The following is an 18,128-nucleotide window of genomic DNA, read 5'->3' on the forward strand; positions in this document are numbered from 1 at the left end:
GGTGGTGTTGGGACCATATAGGCATGGTCCACCGCCTCAGCCACAAACCTATGGCTGAGGGGTGTCTTTATAACGACCGACACGGGCCGTTGTACGAGGAGTTTCGACGCTCCGGGACCGGTTCGTTACAACCGGTCCTGGGAATGGTCTAGCGCATAACGGGTGATGAGGGGAAGGGGGAATTTGGGGCTTGTATCAAGGTATGCTGATGGCTCTCACTTCTAGACCTTTTCAACAAATCCAATTATGGTGGCGATATGCATAAGTCTGGAGAATCATGTTGAGAATCACATATCTCGAGCTTCGAAATTTCCGGCGTTTCGAACGGTTCTCTATTGATTTTCACAATGAACTTACTGTCATCGTTGCACGCAACGGTCAGGGGAAAACCTCCGTCCTGGATGGCGTATCCATGGCACTTGGTACGTTTGTTGGCGCATTTGATCGCGGCAAAGCGCAAGGCATAGACAAAAGCGATGCGCGACTGGTCCGCATGGGCAACTCTTCAGAAAGTGCAACACAGTATCCGGTTTATTTGGAAGCTATTTTCGACGCTCCATCCATGAAAGTTGCCAGGGAGCTGACAGGGCCGAAGAACAAGACCACTGTAAAATCGGCCTCAGAAATTACTCGGTACGGCGAACATCTTCAGGCGTCAATTCGTACCGCAGAGCAAGTTCCTCTTCCAATTGTTGCTTATTACGGCGCTGGCCGTTTGTGGAAAGTCCACAAGAACATGGAGCGCAAACAGGTCGTCAGCGCAGATCGGACTATGGGTTATGAGGATTGCCTTTCGCCATCGTCCAATTTCGTCCAATGCCAGCAATGGATGGCGAAAGCGACCTTGGCGCGTCAACAGGAAATGGAATTGCCTGCGGACGAAAGGCCACTTGTCAGCATGGCGGACCGTATCGGGGCTATTCAACATGCTGTTGATATTGTTCTCGAAAACGAAGGATGGTCGCGGTTTTCATACAGTTTTGCGCATGAAGAATTGGTGATGTTCAATTCCGATGCAGGCTTTATGCCAGTTAGTATGTTGAGCGACGGTGTTCGGGCCATGGTGTCGCTTGTGGCTGACATCGCTTTTCGCTGCGTTCGGCTCAACGGCTATATGGGCCGCGAGGCCATCGAGCAGACGTGCGGGATCGTTCTGATCGATGAAGTGGATATCCATTTACACCCTGCTTGGCAGCAAAGAGTTATCGGGACAATGCGAAAGGCATTTCCCAACATACAATTCGTTGTCACGACCCACAGTCCTCAAGTTCTGACCAGTGTGGAGAATGCTTCCATCAGGATTATTGAAAATGAATATCGAGATGGGTCGGGTACGCTCATCACAATCAGTCATTCCGTCGATATGCAAACAAAAGGCGTTGCCAGCTCTGATGTGCTCAGCCAAGTCATGGATGTCGACCCTTTTCCGCCACTGCCGATCGTTAAAGAGTTTCGGGAGTATAAAGATTTAATTCAACAAAATTATTACGATACACCAGAGGCTCTGGAATTAAGGGGTAAATTGATTGATCTTTACGGGGAGAAGCATTTTTTTATATTGGAATGTGATCGACTTATTCGTTTGGCCAAATACCGCGCAACGCTGAAGCAGAAAGCGGATTCCAGACATGCATAAGCTTGAGCGTGGCGAGGCTCCTACTTGCTTAAGCACATTTGACTACCGCGAAGGTCACCAGTGGGGTGATTTGAGCTCTGTGCAGAAGGCTGAGATTTGGCAGGCGTTGAACGCTATGCAAGGTCAAAGATGCGCCTATTGCGAAAAAGATATTGAAAACAAAGCGTGCCATATCGAACACTTCGTACAAAGGAGCCGCGATCCAGCTCTAACATTTGATTGGCGAAATATATTTGGTTCCTGCAATGAAAACGACTCCTGCGGAAAGCATAAAGACCAAAAGGCTACTCCATACAGCATCGCCGACCTGGTAAAGCCTGATGATGAGGATGCTGAAGACTTGATTGTGTTTAATGCCTCCGGCAAATGCGCACCCCGTAAAGACCTCACGGAGCGGCAGCGTATTCGAGCATGCGAAACGATCCGAATCTTCAATCTGAATAGAATAAAGCTAGCGGACAGTCGGCGGTCGCATCTGGAGGGCTACATTCAGACGGCTGAAGATCTGAAGAATATGATTGACGAATTTGGCGAAGGCGAGTGCCGTCCTTTAATCGAAGAGGAAATTCGACAGATTGCGCATCTTCCTTTCGCGACGGCGATCAAGCATATTCTGATCGGAAATTAAAAGTCGGACTTGTTTGCCCGTTTTTTCTTCAAGCGACCACATCCGCCACGACCACTCTACCCCTCCCGCCGTGACCCCGGCCTTGGTCGCAACGCATCCAGCGCGTCGGCATTGTCGCGACCCCAAGCATAGAGCATCTCGACCGGCTCGATGAACCGGCTGCCGAGCGGGGTCAGCCGGTATTCGACGGCGGGTGGAATGGTGGCCTGGACGTGGCGGGAGATCAGGCCGCTGGCCTCCATGTCTCGCAGGGTCTGGGTCAGCATTTTCTTGGAAATACCCGGCAGGCTGCGCAGCAGCACGCCGGTGCGGGCTGTCCCCCCATGGCGGGCATGCAGGGTGTGCAGCACCATGCTGGTCCATTTGGTGGAAAACAGTTCGAGTACGCGGCGCGGCGCACAATCTTCGCGCCATTCGGTTTCGGGCGTTCCTGGGTGCATGGTGGGTACCTTTTGGTGTCTAGGCCCGTAAATGGTGCCGTCTTTTTTAAAGGCAAGAGGCGCCTACATGTCTGCCTTCAGACAGAAGGAGCATGAAGATGGTTGGATCAGCATTGGTTGTCGGCGCAAGCGGCATTGTTGGCAGCGCGACGGTGGATCTCCTGTTGGCGAAGGGATGGGCCGTGCACGGACTGGCCCGGTCGCCGGTTGCCAAAGACGGCATGCAGCCTGTGGTCGCCGATCTTCAGGATCGTGAGGCCACAGCGCGGGCTCTTTCCGACGTGAAGCCTGACGTGGTGTTCATCTCGACATGGGCGCGCCAGTCAAGCGAGGCGGAAAACATCCGGGTCAATGCGGCCATGGTCCGCAATGTGCTGGATGCGCTGCGTCCAGCCGGGTCCGTTGCCCATGTGGCCTTGGTCACGGGGCTCAAACATTATCTCGGTCCCTTCGAGGCCTATGGCAAGGGTACTCTGCCGCAGACACCATTCCGGGAAGATCAGGGCAGGCTGGATGTCGAGAATTTTTATTATGCGCAGGAAGATGAAGTGTTTGCCGCCGCAACGCGCGACGGATTTTCCTGGAGCGTGCATCGCCCCCATACGGTGATCGGCAAGGCAGTTGGCAATGCCATGAACATGGGGACGACGCTGGCGGTCTATGCGACGCTCTGCCGTGAAACCGGGCGGCCCTTCCGGTTCCCCGGCTCTGCCGTTCAATGGAACGGCCTGACGGATATGACCGATGCTGGCGTTTTGGCCGAACAATTGCTCTGGGCCGCAACGACCCCACAATGCCGCAACCAGGCCTTCAATGTGGTCAATGGCGATATCTTCCGCTGGAGCTGGATGTGGGGCCGGATTGCCAATTGGTTTGGGCTGGAACCTGCGCCGTTCGACGGCACGATCCTGCCGCTGGAGCAGCAGATGGCAGAGGACGCCGCCATCTGGCGGGAGATTGCAGAGCGCCATGGCCTGATCGAAAAAGACCTGTCGCGCCTGGCCTCGCCCTGGCATACGGACGCCGATCTTGGGCGGCCGATTGAAGTGGTAACGGACATGAGCAAGAGCCGCGTCATGGGCTTTGACCGCTACCAGCCCACCGACGAGGCGTTTTTCACCCTGTTTGCGCAATTGCGTGGGGAAAGGCTTATTCCTTAGAATTTGCCTTAGGAGAAGGGTGGCGGATTTCCCGAAAGGCAAATGAAAATAAGAGATCTAGAGTCTGTCTGGTTAATTTCCAAAATACACTACGCAAAGGTTTTTCGGCTTCGCCGCCCCCTCATCCGGCTGCCGCCACCTTCTCCCCGATTGGGAGAAGAAGGAAAGAGCCGCAGCGTTTATGGCTTCCTCTCCCCAGCGGGGAGAGGTCCGCTGAGCGTAGCGGAGGCGGGGTGAGGGGGAACCCAGCACGCAAAGCTAAAGTGTTGTGTCCTGTGGTTCAGTCTAAACCAGACAGCCTCTAAAGCCTGTCATCCCTGATCACGCCGCGTCCGCCGCCCCTTCCTGCAACATGCCGAAGGCATATTCGGCAAAGGACCGCCAGCATTCCACCCGAAAAGCGTCCTCGCTCATCCGGTAGAGCACGATTTCGATCTTGCCGAATACGGTGCGGGTGACGGCGCCGAGGGGGAAGGTTTTCAGCGACAGGTCGAGCGGGCAGGCGGCGTTGAGGGTTTGAACAGCGCCGGGGCCGGAGACCAGGATGGCGGTATTGCGGTGGGAAACATCGGTGGCGGAGTGAATGGTGCCGGAGGCAGCGCAGGCGGCGATGAGGTCCGCACCGTCTTCGTCGATGACAAGCCATTCGTCCGGGCCGAGCCAGAAGGCGAGGCGCGGACCTGCATGGGCGGAGGTTTTCGGTGCGGTCGGCAGGGTCAGACCAAGGGCTGAGGAAAGACCGGAGACAGCATCCGCTCCGGCCCGCAGCGAGATGCGTGAGGCCGGTGCGGCTGGCGTCAACGCCACATGGGCGGAGCCGCCATAAGCACCGTCAAGAACCGATTTGCGGGTGGCGGACATGGCGCCGGAGGTGATTGGCTCAACCATGGATGCGGCTTCCTTCCTTGTCGTAAAAGACCATGTCGGTCACTTCCACGGCGATTGTCTTGTCAGGCATCGGCACATAGAGCGTTTCGCCCATCCGCGCCCGGCCACCGGCCACCGTGGCAATGGCAATCGATTGGCCAAGATTTTCCGACCAGTAGGACGAGGTGACATGGCCCAGCATGGTCATCGGCTTGGGCTGGTTGGGGTTGGCAACAATCTGTGCGCCTTCTTCCAGCACGTCGTTCGGGTCTTTGGTCTTGAGGCCGACCAGTTGCTTGCGGCCTTCCTTCACCAGATCGGGGCGTTTGAGGCCGCGAATACCAACGAAATCGGCCTTTTTCTTCGAGACCGCCCAGCCGTAATTGGCATCATCCGGCGTCAGGGTGCCATCGGTGTCTTGGCCAACGATGATATAGCCCTTTTCGGCGCGCAGCACGTGCATGGTTTCGGTGCCATAGAGGCAGGCGCCCATGCTTTCTGCGCGCTTCCACACGGCTTCAAACACCGATGCGCCGTAATCGGCGGGCACGTTGATTTCAAAGCCCACTTCGCCCGTAAACGACACGCGGAACAGCCGGGTTGGCACGCCGCAGAATGTGCCTTCAGCCACGCTCATATGTGGGAAGGCCTCGTTGGAAATATCAATGCCTTCCACGAAGGGTTCGATAATCTCTCTAGCCTTTGGTCCCTGCACGGCAATCACCGCCCATTGCTCGGAAGCGGAGGTGAGCCAGACGTTTAGCTCCGGGAATTCCGTTTGCAGATAATCTTCCATGTGGTTCAGCACGCGTGCCGCTCCGCCGGTGGTGGTGGTGACGTGGAAGCGGTCTTCGGCCAACCGTCCGACCACGCCGTCATCATAGATAAAGCCGTCGTCGCGGGTCATGATGCCATAGCGGCATTTGCCGGGTTTGAGGCTATCCCATGGGTTGGTGTAGATCAGGTTGAGGAATTTGGCCGCATCTGGACCAACCACCTCGATTTTGCCCAGCGTTGAGGCATTGAACACGCCCGCAACCTCGCGAACGGTTTTGCACTCGCGGTTGACAGCGGCGTGCATATCCTCGCCGGGCTTGGGGTAGTACCAGGCGCGTTTCCAATTGCCGACATCTTCAAAATCCGCGCCAAGGGAGGTTTCCAGATCATGCATTGGGGTTTTGCGCGTTGGGTCAAACAAGTCGCCACGCGAATGGTTGATCAGCGTGCCGAAGGTTACGGGCGTATAGGGGGCGCGGAAGGTGGTGAGGCCCACTTGCGGGATCTCTTTGCCCAGCATTTCGGCGGCAATGGCCAGCCCGTGCATGTTGGACAGCTTGCCCTGATCGGACGCCATGCCATTGGTGGTAAAGCGCTTGATATGCTCGATGGAATGCATGCCCTCGCGTACTGCCAGGCGAATGTCCTTGGCGCAGACATCGTGCTGGAAGTCGATAAAGGCTTTCACGGCATCATCAGGGCCAGCGCCTTCGGCAGCGCCAATCATGCCGCCCGTCCAAGCAAAGGCGTTGGCACCGCTTGGCGCGCTGCCGCTTTCGCCTTCTGCGCCGGCTTCTTTTGCCAGTCGTGCGCCTGCGGAATAGGCTTCCGCCAGCAGGTCGCTGAGATCATCCGTGCCGTTGCAGGCCCCGACGCAGATACTATCTTGCACGTAAATATCTGGCAGGAAGCGCTGGTTGGCGGCATCGAAACGCAGTTTTCCGCGTGATTGCGAGAACAGATGCACCGAAGGCGTCCAGCCGCCGCTCATCAGCAGCGCATCGACGGCCAGCTTGCGCCGATCAAAACCGCCCTTGCTGGCAATGGTGATGGACTTTAGCCGCAAACGTCCAGCGGTATCGAGAACGCAATGTTCGTTCAAAACCTCAATGCCTGCGGCCTTGGCGTCAGCCAACACGCTTGCCCCCGGATTGCGGCGGCAGTCGATGATGGCCACCACCTGCACGCCCGCTTTTTTCAGGTCAATCGCCGTTTCATAGGCCGAATCATGGGCGGTGTAGACTGCCACTTTTGCGCCCACAGCCACGCCATAATGGTTGAGATAGGTGCGCGCAGCCGATGCCAGCATAATGCCGGGGCGGTCGTTGTTGGCAAACACCATGTGGCGCTCAATGGCACCTGTGGCCAGCACTACCTTTTTCGCCCGCACCTGCCATAGCCGTTCGCGGGGAAGGCCCTTGGCGGGTTTGGCGATATGGTCGGTGACACGCTCGGCAAGACCGAGGAAATTGTGATTGTAATAGCCAAACGCCGTGGTGCGGGTCAGCACGGTCACATTGTCCATGGCTTTCAATTTGGCCACGGTGGCTTGCGCCCAGTCATAGCCATTTTGGCCGTCAATCACGGCACCCGTATCATAATGGAAGGCACCGCCCATTTCCGGCTGTTCATCGCAGATAATCACGGAAGCGCCAGTTTCCGCCGCTGCAAGCGCAGCTGTCAGACCCGCCACGCCGCCGCCTACCACCATCACGTCGCAATGGGCATAGCGGTTGGCGTAATGATCGGTGTCGTCTTCGGTTGGGGCCACGCCAAGGCCTGCGGCGCGGCGAATGATCGGCTCATAAATCTTATGCCAGAAGCTCGCTGGCCACATGAAGGTCTTGTAGTAAAACCCGGCGGCAAAGAACGGCGAGAGCAGGTCATTGACCGCGCCAATATCCATCGACAGCGACGGCCAGCGGTTTTGCGTCTGCACGCGCATGCCATCAAACACTTCCTGCACGGGAGCGCGCACATTTGGCTGACGCCGCGCACTGTCGCGGGAAATGTCGAGCAGCGCGTTTGGCTCTTCCGGGCCAGCAGTGAGAATGCCGCGTGGGCGGTGATATTTGAACGAGCGACCGACCAGATGAATGCCATTGGCCAGCAGGGCTGATGCCACGCTATCACCCTCAATGGCGGTGAGAATGCGGCCATCCACGGTGAAACGCGCGGTTCTGGCGGGCGTCAGACGGCCCTTGCCGGGAATACGATTGGCACCGCTCATTGCGCAGCTCCCTTGTTGTCGATGAGGGCTTGCACAGCTGCATCATCCGGCTTGGCTTCACCTGCCTTATAGGTCAGCAAAAACTTGTCGCTGACGGTATCGCGCACGGCATTGAAAAACCGCCCGCAGCCATGCAGGTGCCGCCAGCGCTCAAAGATGATTCCCTTTGGGTTATCGCGTAAGAAAAAGAAGGCTTCGAATTCCTCATCAGAAATCTCGGCAATATTGGCTGGCCGCACAATATGCGCCTCGCCTGCACCGTGAAACTCCAGCTCAGCCCGCTCTTCTTGGCAATAGGGACATTTGATCAACAACATCTCGAAATCCCGCTCAATTTTTGTTTTTTCGTTCGATTTGTCCGAAAACCGGTTCCCACTTTTCGGATCTCACTTTAGTGCGCAACAGCGGCAGCTGCCGCTTCATCAATCAACCGCCCGGTGCGGAACCGATCCAGCGTCAGGCCCTTGGCCAGCGCATGCGGCTCTCCCTTGGCAATCAGATGGGCAAACAGATTGGCAGACCCCGGCGTGGCCTTGAAGCCGCCCGTGCCCCAGCCGCAATTGACAAACAGGTTTGGCACGGGGGTTACGCTTTGAATCGGCGAGCGGTCAGCAGTGTTGTCGGTAATGCCACCCCATTGGCGCATCATCTTGACGCGGCGGAAGATGGGAAAAAGCTCGCAAATCGCATCCAGCGTGTGGGTGATGATTTGCAGGCCGCCTGTCTGGGAATAGGAATTATACTGGTCGGTGCCAGCCCCAATCACCAGCTCGCCCTTATCGGATTGCGAGATATAGGCGTGCACGGTGTTGGACATCACCACGCAAGGGAAAATCGGCTTCAGCGGTTCGGACACCAGCGCTTGCAACGGCGTGGAATGGATTGGCAGGCGCACATCGGCCATGCCCATCACCATGGAATTATGGCCGGAGGCCGAAACGCCAATCTTTTTCGCGCCAATAAAGCCCTTGGAGGTCTCAACCCCGGTCACTTCGCCGTTAGGACCACGGCGGATTGCCGTGACCTCACAATTTTGAATGATATGCACGCCGCGATCAGAGGCAGCGCGGGCGTAGCCCCACGCCACAGCATCATGGCGGGCTGTGCCACCGCGCCGTTGCAGGGCGGCTCCATTGATGGGGTAGCGGGCGGTTTTGGCAATATCCAGCGGCGGACAGAAGGCCTTGGCCTGTTCCGGCGTCAGCCACTCATTATCAATGCCATAGAGCGTGTTGGCATGAACATGGCGCTTAAAACTCTGCTTGTCATGCACATTGTGCGACAGCATCATCACGCCACGGGCCGAATACATCACATTGTAATTAAGCTCCTGGCTCAAGTCCTCCCAGAGTTTTAGGGAGTGCTCGTAAATGTCCATGCTCTCTTCATAGAGATAGTTGGAGCGAATGATGGTGGTGTTGCGCCCGGTGTTGCCGCCGCCAATCCAACCTTTTTCAATCACGGCAATATTGGTGATGCCATGTTCCTTGGCGAGATAGTAAGCAGCCCCCAGACCATGGCCGCCGCCGCCAATAATAATCACGTCATAGGATTTGCGTGGCTCTGGCGATGTCCATTGCGCACTCCAGCCGGTGTGAGCGCGAAGCGCTTCGCGGGCTACGGCAAAAACCGAATATTTGCGCATTCCTATCGTCTCCTTCAGGCGAGGTCTGGCTGCTTGCTCTACGCCGGATCGCAGGGTGTAGATCCTGACTTATGTCAGAAACGGGAAGAAATTCCGACCGGCTTTCAATCCAGCGCGTCAGCACAGGTCTAAAAAGCTGTGACAGATCGATATGCGCGATGTCCCTTTCTTTGCGACACGCTTCTATCCGTGTTTCGACACATGGCGAATATCTTGCAGCAGCAGATGGAGATGCGCATAGGGGTGATGTTTTGCAAGACGGTGCCGCTTGGCTGCGGATTTTTTTGGCCAGCGGCACTTGCCGTCTGGACTTCGAAAGTCCGATCTGTTATTGGCGCTCCCTAATCGCTGGTCCTGCGGGCCAGCGGAACACTCTTTTTTGGTCCGTGAAAGGCATGGTTCGGCAGAATTCGTGTCCCGGCGGAAAACGATCACAAACCAAAGGAACGGGATTCGACGTGCAGGTACTTGTCCGCGATAACAACGTTGATCAGGCGCTTCGCGCCTTGAAGAAGAAGATGCAGCGCGAAGGCATCTTCCGTGAAATGAAAATGCGTGACTATTATGAAAAGCCGTCGCAAAAGCGCGCGCGCGAAAAGGCTGAAGCCGTTCGCCGCGTTCGCAAGCTGGCCCGCAAGAAGATGCAGCGCGAAGGCCTGATTGCCGCTCCGCCGCGTCCGGCATTCGGCAGCCGCTGATTGACGTTTCCCGCGCTTTTTCAAAGCGTGACATGATCCGATTGAGCGGCAGCGATCAAGTTCGCGGCCGCTTTTTCGTGTTAAATTTTCTATGATGGGCGGACCGGCAGACTGCATAATTGTGTCCGTGGCCGACCTATAGCCTCATTCAGGACGTGGGACCGGCGCGCTGTCACAAAATTTTGGTGTCGTATCGGATTCAACCCGAAACCGGTTTCTACTTTTCGGTCCGATGCTATAAAAGGCCGCAAATTGCTGGAATGATGTGGTTTTTGCATTTGCGCGGTGGAAACCGGCTGCATTCGGATGTAAGCCAAGTTTCGGGATAAACAGGTCTCGGGATAGACACGTCTCCAGAGAAAGTTTTGTTGAGTGGGCAGAACTTTAGGAACGCTTCGGCGTTTCCTCTCTAGTTTCGGCATAGTCCGAGGTTTTGAACAGGTGGAACGGAAAGCATGACGCCAATGGTCGATAAGGTTTTCAACACCGGCACACCAGCCGGTCGCCTGGGAGCTAACATGCGCGGCAAAGGCTGCCATATGCTGGCTCTTGGCCTCACCGCCATGCTGACGCTTTCGGGATGCCAATCCACCAATCAGTCAAGCGACATGATCAGCATTGACCGCGATCAGGGTTCCAAGGAAAATATTTCCTCGCTGTCGTCGGTGATCGCCGCCAATCCACGCGACCCGGGCGGCTATAACGTGCGGGGCTCTGCCTATGGCCGGGCTGGCGAATTCCAGAAGGCGCTAGCGGATTTTAACACCGCGCTGCAACTCAACCCGAATTTCTACCAGGCTTATGCCAACCGCGCCCTTGTCTATCGCAACATGGGCAAGCCGGTCGAAGCCGCCAATGATTATACCGCTGCCCTGAAGATCAATAGCAGCTATGATGTCGCCTATATCGGCCGTGGCAATATCTACCGCCAGGCGGGCCGGGTGGATGAGGCATTTCAGGATTTCTCCAAGGCAATCGAGCTGGATACCACCGATGGCCGCGCCTATCACAATCGCGGTCTGATCTTCCAGTTGCGCGGCCAGCACGACAAGGCGATCGACGATTTTTCCAAGGCGCTCTCTCTGTCACCGAATGCGCCTGAGCCTTATAATGGTCGTGGCGTGAGCTATCTGGCGCTGAACGACGATGAAAACGCCTTTGCCGATTTCAACCATGCCATCGACATGAACCCGAAGCTGGCCGAATCCTGGGCCAATCAGGCCCTAGTCTATGAGCGGCGCGGCGATAAGGTCAAGGCCGCGAAGTCCTATGCTCATGCCTTGAGCCTGGATGGAAAATACACGCCCGCCCGCGATGGTCTTGCCCGGACACGCGGCTCGACAAGCTGAAGCAGCTTCTACTCAGTTCCATACAAAAGGCCGGCATTGCCGGCCTTTTCAGTTCTGGAGATTGGTCAGTTCTGGAGATTGGCAATCGCGGTTTACCGCATCATGAAGACGCCGATGACGCTGAAGATCAGGAACACCAGAATACCACCCAGGAATCCGGCTGTGGTGAAAAATCCGGCGGCCATGCCGATCATCAGCGCCACGAGAATGGCTGTGCCATATTTCGAGGCGGCTATGAAACTGTCATAGGTCCGCTCGTGGGCGGGATAATCCATCGAGGCGCCCGTTTCGACCGGGCCGGAATGGTCTTCGCTCATGCTCTTACTCCCCAAAAGCGTGTATTCTCCACAGGCTACCGCATAATTCTTAAAACCGGAACTGCTTTTAAAGAGAAAATGATGCGGCAAATTTAAAATGCTACAGCATCATTCGCTTGATGAAACGTATCATGCCGTAGAACTTTAGGCGAACTTGACAGGCTTTCCAGGCCAAAGTCCCGGTAATCCGGTGCATGGAGGCCGCCACCCGGTTGCGCGTGCCGACGCCTTGTTCTAAGCAAAATAAGGAGCTGGGAGGCTTATATGGCTGTTTTGCTAGGGTGGAGCCGGGCTATCGACACGCTGAGCGAAGTCGTTGGCCGGGTGGCGGAATATCTGGTGCTGCTGTGCTGCCTGATCAGCGCGGCCAATGCGATCATCCGATATCTTTTCAATATCAGTTCCAATGGCTGGTTGGAGATCCAATGGTATCTCTTTGCCTATGTCGTTGTGCTGGGAGCTGCTCATACATTGCGCCAAAACGGCCATGTGCGGGTGGATTTGATTTATGGCGCGGTCTCTGAACGCAAACGATTGTGGATCGATCTGATCGGTATCGTCTTCTTCCTCCTTCCCGTCTGCATCTATCTGACCTGGCTGTGCTGGCCGTTTTTCTGGCTTTCCTATCAGCAGGGCGAAATGTCGGCCAATGCCGGTGGCCTGATCCGCTGGCCGGTCAAGCTTATTCTTGTTACCGGATTCGGGCTTCTCGTCTTGCAGGGCCTGTCGGAAATGGTGAAGCGCATCGCTGCGCTGACGGGACACCTGTATATCGACGTGCGCTACGAAAAGCCGCTGCAATAAAATAATAGCCTGGGGGACAGGTCCATGTTCGATTTCGGTATCATTCCGCCAGCCATGTTTCTCGGCATGGTGCTGTTCATGCTGTTCGGTTTTCCGGTCGCCTTCTCGCTGGGGGCGGTTGGTCTGTTCTTCGGCATGGTCGGTATCGCCACGGGCCATTTCAATGAAGTGTTTCTTCAGGCCATTCCGCTGCGGTTTTTTGGCATTGTCTCCAACGATCTGCTGCTGGCCATCCCCTTCTTCACCATGATGGGTGCCATCCTGGAACGCTGCGGGTTGGCGGAAGATCTTCTGGAGGGAACCGGCAAACTGTTCGGTGCTGTTCCCGGTGGCCTCGCCTATGCGGTGATTGCCGTTGGCGCCATTCTGGGCGCCATTACCGGCACAGTGGCGGCCTCGGTCATCACCATGGGGATGATTTCGCTGCCGATCATGCTGCGCTATGGCTACGATCCGAAACTGGCCACAGGGGTTATTGCCGCGTCTGGCACGATCACCCAGCTTATTCCGCCTTCGCTCGTTCTCGTCATTCTGGCCGACCAGCTTGGCCGTTCCGTCGGTGACATGTATCTGGGCGCTATTGGCCCGTCGATCCTGCAAGTGGCGATTTTCACGCTGTTCATTCTGCTGATGTCGATCTTCAAGCCGTCGAGCATGCCGCCGCTTCCCAAAGAGGTGCGCGGCGATCTGGACTGGAAACTGATCCGCAAGGTGCTGGCCGGCATGTTGCCCTCCATCGTGCTGATCTTTCTGGTACTCGGCACGATTTTCATGGGATTAGCGACCCCGACCGAGGCGGGCGCCCTGGGTGTGGTCGGGGCCGCCGTGCTGGCGGCGATGCATCGCCGGTTGACCTGGCCGTTGATCCGTCAGGCCATGCAATCCACCATGTCCATCACCTCGATGGTGGTGATGATTCTGATTGGCTCCACCTGTTTCAGCCTGGTGTTCCAGGGCATGGATGGATCACGCTGGATCGAGCATATGCTGTCGGGCCTGCCGGGCGGCCCAGTGGGCTTCCTAGTCTTTGTCAATATTTTCGTCTTCGTACTGGCCTTCTTTCTGGATTTCTTTGAAATTGCCTTCATCGTCATCCCGATGCTGGCGCCGGTGGCGCAATCGCTCGGTATCGACCTGATCTGGTTTGGTGTTTTGTTGTGCGTCAATATGCAGACCAGCTTCATGCATCCACCCTTCGGATTTGCGCTGTTTTATCTGCGCAGCGTTGCCCCGCCAGAGGTCAAGACCCGCGATATCTATATCGGCGCCTTGCCCTGGGTGGGCATGCAGCTTTTGTTGGTCGCGGTGGTGATTTTCTGGCCGCAATCGGTCACCATGTGGCTGGAAAAAGCCAAGGATATCGACCTGAATTCGGTGAAAATCGAGGTGCCCGGCTTTGGCACCGGAAGCGGCATGAGCCTGCCGCCCATCGGCGATAGCGGTGCGCCCGGCTTGAATTTCGGCACGCCACCCTCGCTTGGTGGTGCGCCTGCCGCCAAGCCGGGTATCGATCTCAGTCAGCCGCCAGCTTTTAAATGAGCGTGGCGTTCCTAGAGTCTGTCAGGTTCAGATTGAACCAGACAGACTCTAGATTCTCTTGTTTTCGTTTGTCTTTTCGGGAAACCGGATTCCATTTTTCCCTGACAAACTCTATTATACCAAGGCTCGAAGATACTGACGCATCCTCGCTTTCAAGAGATTTCGAATATCTCAAATGCATCAAGCGCTTGAGATATTCGAAAAGGGAATACGAAGTGTCATTTTCAATGACTCTTCGTATCAGGCCGTCCAGCCCTGCCATTTCACCCAGCGACTATGGAAATCGGCGCGGCCGATCTCCTGGCGCTCACCACCCGGCCAGATTTGCAGAGTGAGACTGGCGCCATCGCGCTGGCCATCCGCTTCCATTTGCAGTCGGGCGAGCGGGGCCTGAGCTGTGGCTCGTTGTCCGGCCTGAGCAATCAGCGCTTCGCCTTGGGCTTTCAGTGTGTCGGGAAGATATTGCCAGGCGACGGAATGGTAGACGACGTGCATCTGGCCCGGATGAGACGGAGCCAGCCTTTGCTTCAGCCAGTCGATCGCATCCATGCGGTCCACGGAAAGATTGTTGCTTCGTGCCAGCGCAAGTGCCGCCTTGGTGCGCTCCAGCCGGTCGGCTTGATCGGCCCAGATATAAGAAAACAGCCGTTCGCAATCCTCAGGCGTGCCGGGATCGAGCGGGTTCAGATCGCAACCGGCCCGCTCTTCAACGGTGATCGTGGCGGATGGCGGCGGCGGCCCTTGCCAGTCGGGGGCTAGCAGAACCGGCGAACCATCGCCCCAGCTTGTTTCGCCCAGCCGATAGGCATAGCGGTCCCATTGCAGGTTCAAACCGGCACTGGCGCCGACCTCCGACAGTTTCAACGGCAGGCCAAACAGTGAGGCAATGGTGAGGAAGCCCGGCAGCAAGGCGGCGGATCGGCGGACCTCATTGGTCTGTGGCGCGGAGTTCAATCGCTCCTGCATGAAGGCTCGATGCTGGCCAAAGGCGGCTTCCACCGCAGCCCAGAGCGCATCGTTTGTGGCTGTATGAGGCGGATAGACAGCGGCCAGAGCAGGACTTTCGTTGCTCAACACCAAAGCATGCAGCGTACCCGCCAGCCGCAGCGGCACGGAATCACCCGCAGACGTGATGTCGCCAGGCCAGTCGATCAGCCGTGCGCCGATAGCGCTTTCAGGCGTCAGCCGCTCGGCGGCAAGCCGGCACAGCCTTGCGGTAAAAGGAGACCCGAGGATATCACAGGATCGGGCCTGATCGCTGAGGGCATGCTGTAAGCTATCGATCGTCATCTCAAACGCCTTCTGGCCGGTCCTCGGGGTCGAACTGGATGATGGTCTGCCAGATGGCGGTGAGCGCCGGTTTACGCTCCTCTTCGATCTCGACACTGACATCATAGGTGGTCATCAACATGCCTGCGCCGCGAAACCGGGCGCCGGCCAGCACGAAGCGGCCCCGCACCCGCTTTCCCGAGCGGACCGGTGCCATCAGCCGGATTTTCTCAAAGCCGTAATTGATCCCCATGGTTTGTTCGCGGATCACTGGCAGGCAATCGTAATTCATCGTCGATAGCAGCGAGATCGTCAGAAAGCCGTGAGCAATGGTGCCGCCATAGGGCGTTTCCGCCTTGGCGCGTTCGGGATCGGTATGGATGAACTGGTGATCGTCGGTGGCGGTTGCGAAGGCATCGATCATGGCCTGATCGACGGTGATCCATTTGGATATGCCCAGTTCCTCCCCGACCAGGGCGGGGACATCGGCGAGAGAAATTTGACGCTGCATACTCTACTCTCGTTGGGTTGGGGCTCTGGTGGGTATTCAGATCAAAAAGAACCCTATCGCCATTTGTGGCGGCTGAAAATCACGCACTCGATAATTGTTTAAAACCATGTCCTGAATGCTCAGAATCGAGCGGATAGAATGAGAAATTCGTTAATTCCGGTGTGCTGGCGAATGGTTTAAAGACGTTTTCTATAAAAATCATTCAATGAATGTGGGCGCTTATCATGTCGTTTCTACGTTCGGCTCCGGTGGAAACCATGAGGCCCGGCATTGGTGGTCAAGGCACATCTTGTGCTGGCGGGCTCAACCTTCGACGAGAAATGCCACATGGCGTGGTTCCATCACCAGTTTTGAAACAGCTGCATCCGAAAAAACCTCCCGCCATCCCCCTCCGGTTGAGGCGGGTAGATTGACGCCACAGGCTTCACCCCTGTTGATCAGGATTGTCAACCGCGTGTCGCGTCCTGTGGTTCGATCCGGCGTGGCCACCAGCAGGCCTAAGAAGCGGGTCTGCGGATCTTGCCAGCTCTCGACGCGCATCGACTGGCCGGAGGCATCAATCCAGCTGACATCGCCATTGCCGGTGAAAAAGGCAGGATCTGCGAGGGACGGAAACCGTTTGCGCAGGGCGGCCAACCGGCCGGTGTGGGCAACCAGATCGGCATCGAGCGCTGCCCAATCCAGCCAGGTGATGGCATTGTCCTGGCAATAGGCATTGTTATTGCCGCGTTGGCTGCGACAGCCTTCATCGCCAGCCGTTAGCATCACCCAGCCTTTCGAGGCAAACAGGGTGGAGAGCAGAGCGGTACAATCACGCTTGCGGGCGGCAAGGATATCAGGGTCGCTGGTCTCGCCCTCAGCGCCATTGTTCCAGCTGTGATTGTCACTATGGCCGTCTCTGTTATCCTCGCCATTCGCCTCATTGTGCTTATGGGCATAGGACACCAGATCGTACAGCGTGAAACCGTCATGGGCGGCGATGAAATTAACGCTGCGGGTGCGGGTTCTGCCGTTGCGCGAGAAAATATCTGATGAGCCCGCCAGCACGGTTGCCATCTCCCCGGTCAGGCCGTCATCACCGCGCCAGAAGCGGCGCATCGTGTCGCGGGCGCGGTCGTTCCATTCCAGAAACGGCGCCGGGAAATTGCCGAGCTGATAGCCGCCGGGACCAATATCCCACGGCTCGGCAATCATCACCCGGTCCTTTAGAATCGAGTCCTGGAGCATGGCGGTCAGCATCTCGCCTTGCGCCTCAAAGCCTGTCGCGGTCCGTCCCAGAACCGGAGCGAGATCGAAGCGGAAGCCATCGACGCCCGCCGCCAGAACGAAATGGCGCAAAGTGTCGAGGATCAGCTGGCGCACCACCGGTCTGTCGCAGGCAATGGTATTGCCGCAGCCGGTATCGTTGACCAGCACGCCCGGCTGGTCGGGCAGGTGCCTGTAATAGCTCCTGTTGTCGAGGCCACGCATCGACAGCGTCGCGCCGAACCGGTCGCTTTCACCGGAATGGTTGAAGACCAGATCGAGGATCACGCCGATGCCATTCTCATGCAGGCATTCGACGGTGCGGCGCAATTCTTCCACCCCGCCGGGGCAGATGCGCGGGTCGAGCGCCATCAGGGCGACAGGGTTATAACCCCAGCTATTGGAAAGGCCGAGTGGCGGCAGGTGCCGTTCATCGATCCAGGCGGTGATCGGCAAAAGCTCCACCGCATCGACGCCAATGGCTTGCAGATGGGCGATGATGGACGGATGGGCGAGGGCCGCCACCGTGCCGCGCAGGTTTTCCGGCACATCAGGGTGCAGCATGGTGAAGCCGCGCACCGGCAATTCATAGATAAAGCCACCATCTGGCAGGCGGGGCGGCTCCACCACAGCCTGCCCGGGCACGGTCAGGATGGCCTTAGGCACCAGATCGGCGGTGTCTTCACCAAATTGGCTGAGGCGCGGATCGTGGTGAAAGGGACGGTCGATTTGCAGGGCATAGGGATCGACCAGCAGTTTTGCTGGATCAAACCACAGCCCTTGGCCGGGATCATACGGCCCATGGGCGCGGTAACCGTATCGCGCTCCGGCGACCAGTCCCACGACGGTCAGCCGGTGCAGATCGTCTTCGCCGCGCTGCATTGGCAGGCGGCGAAGTTCGGTGTCTCCGGTCTCATCAAACAGGCACAGGTCCAGACGCTCGGCATCACGGGAATAGACCGCAAACTCCGCACCTGTTGCCGTGAGACGAGCGCCAGCACCTGTCATAGGGC

16 protein-coding genes are annotated in these 18,128 nt (G+C 57.1%); 7 read left to right on the plus strand and 9 right to left on the minus strand.

Translation table 11 applies throughout. The annotated features are described in order from the left end of the window. Nucleotides 1-277: 277 nt before the first annotated feature. Both H1Y61_RS04825 and ptuB read left to right on the plus strand, forming a co-directional pair. Complete coding sequence (locus H1Y61_RS04825) at nt 278-1,636, plus strand: AAA family ATPase (RefSeq protein ID WP_197971646.1); 1,359 nt, start codon at nt 278-280, stop codon at nt 1,634-1,636. Beyond that, nucleotides 1,629-2,264, plus strand: coding sequence for a retron Ec78 anti-phage system effector HNH endonuclease PtuB (ptuB, locus tag H1Y61_RS04830; protein WP_180573877.1), 636 nt, complete (start codon nt 1,629-1,631; stop codon nt 2,262-2,264). Before H1Y61_RS04825 ends, ptuB begins: the two co-directional genes overlap by 8 nt. 56 nt (nt 2,265-2,320) lie before the next feature. On the opposite strand, the gene H1Y61_RS04835 is transcribed toward ptuB, so the two are convergent. Then, nucleotides 2,321-2,704, minus strand: coding sequence for a winged helix-turn-helix transcriptional regulator (locus H1Y61_RS04835; protein ID WP_180573878.1), 384 nt, complete (start codon nt 2,702-2,704; stop codon nt 2,321-2,323). 98 nt (nt 2,705-2,802) lie between these two features. Between H1Y61_RS04835 and H1Y61_RS04840 the strand changes: the two genes are divergently transcribed. Continuing rightward, a complete protein-coding gene (locus H1Y61_RS04840; RefSeq protein WP_180573879.1) occupies nt 2,803-3,864 on the plus strand; it encodes an SDR family oxidoreductase in 1,062 nt (353 codons plus the stop codon). Nucleotides 3,865-4,185: 321 nt separating this feature from the next. On the opposite strand, the gene H1Y61_RS04845 is transcribed toward H1Y61_RS04840, so the two are convergent. From H1Y61_RS04845 to H1Y61_RS04860, 4 genes are all read right to left on the minus strand, one after another. Next, entirely contained in the window at nt 4,186-4,752 is a 567-nt protein-coding gene (locus H1Y61_RS04845) for a sarcosine oxidase subunit gamma (RefSeq protein ID WP_180573880.1), read from the minus strand. Beyond that, the gene (locus tag H1Y61_RS04850) at nt 4,745-7,738 is read right to left on the minus strand and encodes a sarcosine oxidase subunit alpha (protein WP_180573881.1); all 2,994 of its coding nucleotides are present in this window, start codon (nt 7,736-7,738) and stop codon (nt 4,745-4,747) included. The genes H1Y61_RS04845 and H1Y61_RS04850 overlap by 8 nt, the downstream gene beginning before the upstream one ends. Next, nucleotides 7,735-8,055: a sarcosine oxidase subunit delta gene (locus H1Y61_RS04855; RefSeq protein ID WP_156555316.1), complete on the minus strand. Its 321-nt coding sequence runs from the start codon at nt 8,053-8,055 to the stop codon at nt 7,735-7,737. The genes H1Y61_RS04850 and H1Y61_RS04855 overlap by 4 nt, the downstream gene beginning before the upstream one ends. Nucleotides 8,056-8,129: 74 nt before the next feature. Further along, nucleotides 8,130-9,383: a sarcosine oxidase subunit beta family protein gene (locus tag H1Y61_RS04860; RefSeq protein ID WP_180573882.1), complete on the minus strand. Its 1,254-nt coding sequence runs from the start codon at nt 9,381-9,383 to the stop codon at nt 8,130-8,132. 458 nt (nt 9,384-9,841) lie between these two features. On the opposite strand from H1Y61_RS04860, the gene rpsU reads away from it, so the two are divergent. Further along, nucleotides 9,842-10,081, plus strand: coding sequence for a 30S ribosomal protein S21 (gene rpsU, locus H1Y61_RS04865; protein ID WP_015917126.1), 240 nt, complete (start codon nt 9,842-9,844; stop codon nt 10,079-10,081). A gap of 518 nt (nt 10,082-10,599) precedes the next feature. Continuing rightward, nucleotides 10,600-11,430, plus strand: coding sequence for a tetratricopeptide repeat protein (locus H1Y61_RS04870; RefSeq protein ID WP_060718495.1), 831 nt, complete (start codon nt 10,600-10,602; stop codon nt 11,428-11,430). Between the two features lie 92 nt (nt 11,431-11,522). Here the strand turns inward: H1Y61_RS04870 and H1Y61_RS04875 are convergent, their stop codons facing one another. Beyond that, a complete protein-coding gene (locus H1Y61_RS04875) occupies nt 11,523-11,747 on the minus strand; it encodes an aa3-type cytochrome c oxidase subunit IV (RefSeq protein ID WP_015917123.1) in 225 nt (74 codons plus the stop codon). 264 nt (nt 11,748-12,011) lie between these two features. On the opposite strand from H1Y61_RS04875, the gene H1Y61_RS04880 reads away from it, so the two are divergent. Then, on the plus strand, nt 12,012-12,551 hold the full coding sequence (locus H1Y61_RS04880; protein ID WP_180573883.1) for a TRAP transporter small permease subunit: 540 nt from the start codon (nt 12,012-12,014) through the stop codon (nt 12,549-12,551). Between the two features lie 24 nt (nt 12,552-12,575). Continuing rightward, nucleotides 12,576-14,090, plus strand: a complete 1,515-nt coding sequence (locus tag H1Y61_RS04885; RefSeq protein ID WP_180573884.1) for a TRAP transporter large permease — start codon at nt 12,576-12,578, stop codon at nt 14,088-14,090. A 240-nt stretch (nt 14,091-14,330) separates the two neighbouring features. Here the strand turns inward: H1Y61_RS04885 and H1Y61_RS04890 are convergent, their stop codons facing one another. From H1Y61_RS04890 to glgX, 3 genes are all read right to left on the minus strand, one after another. After that, on the minus strand, nt 14,331-15,380 hold the full coding sequence (locus tag H1Y61_RS04890) for a DUF2332 domain-containing protein (RefSeq protein ID WP_180573885.1): 1,050 nt from the start codon (nt 15,378-15,380) through the stop codon (nt 14,331-14,333). 1 nt (nt 15,381) lies between these two features. After that, nucleotides 15,382-15,870 (minus strand): MaoC family dehydratase, encoded by a 489-nt coding sequence (locus H1Y61_RS04895; protein WP_180573886.1) that lies wholly within the window; start codon nt 15,868-15,870, stop codon nt 15,382-15,384. Nucleotides 15,871-16,173: 303 nt separating this feature from the next. After that, the gene (glgX, locus tag H1Y61_RS04900; protein WP_180573887.1) at nt 16,174-18,123 is read right to left on the minus strand and encodes a glycogen debranching protein GlgX; all 1,950 of its coding nucleotides are present in this window, start codon (nt 18,121-18,123) and stop codon (nt 16,174-16,176) included. Nucleotides 18,124-18,128: the final 5 nt, after the last annotated feature.

This window comes from Agrobacterium vitis (genome assembly GCF_013426735.1).
Taxonomy (GTDB): domain Bacteria; phylum Pseudomonadota; class Alphaproteobacteria; order Rhizobiales; family Rhizobiaceae; genus Allorhizobium; species Allorhizobium vitis_D.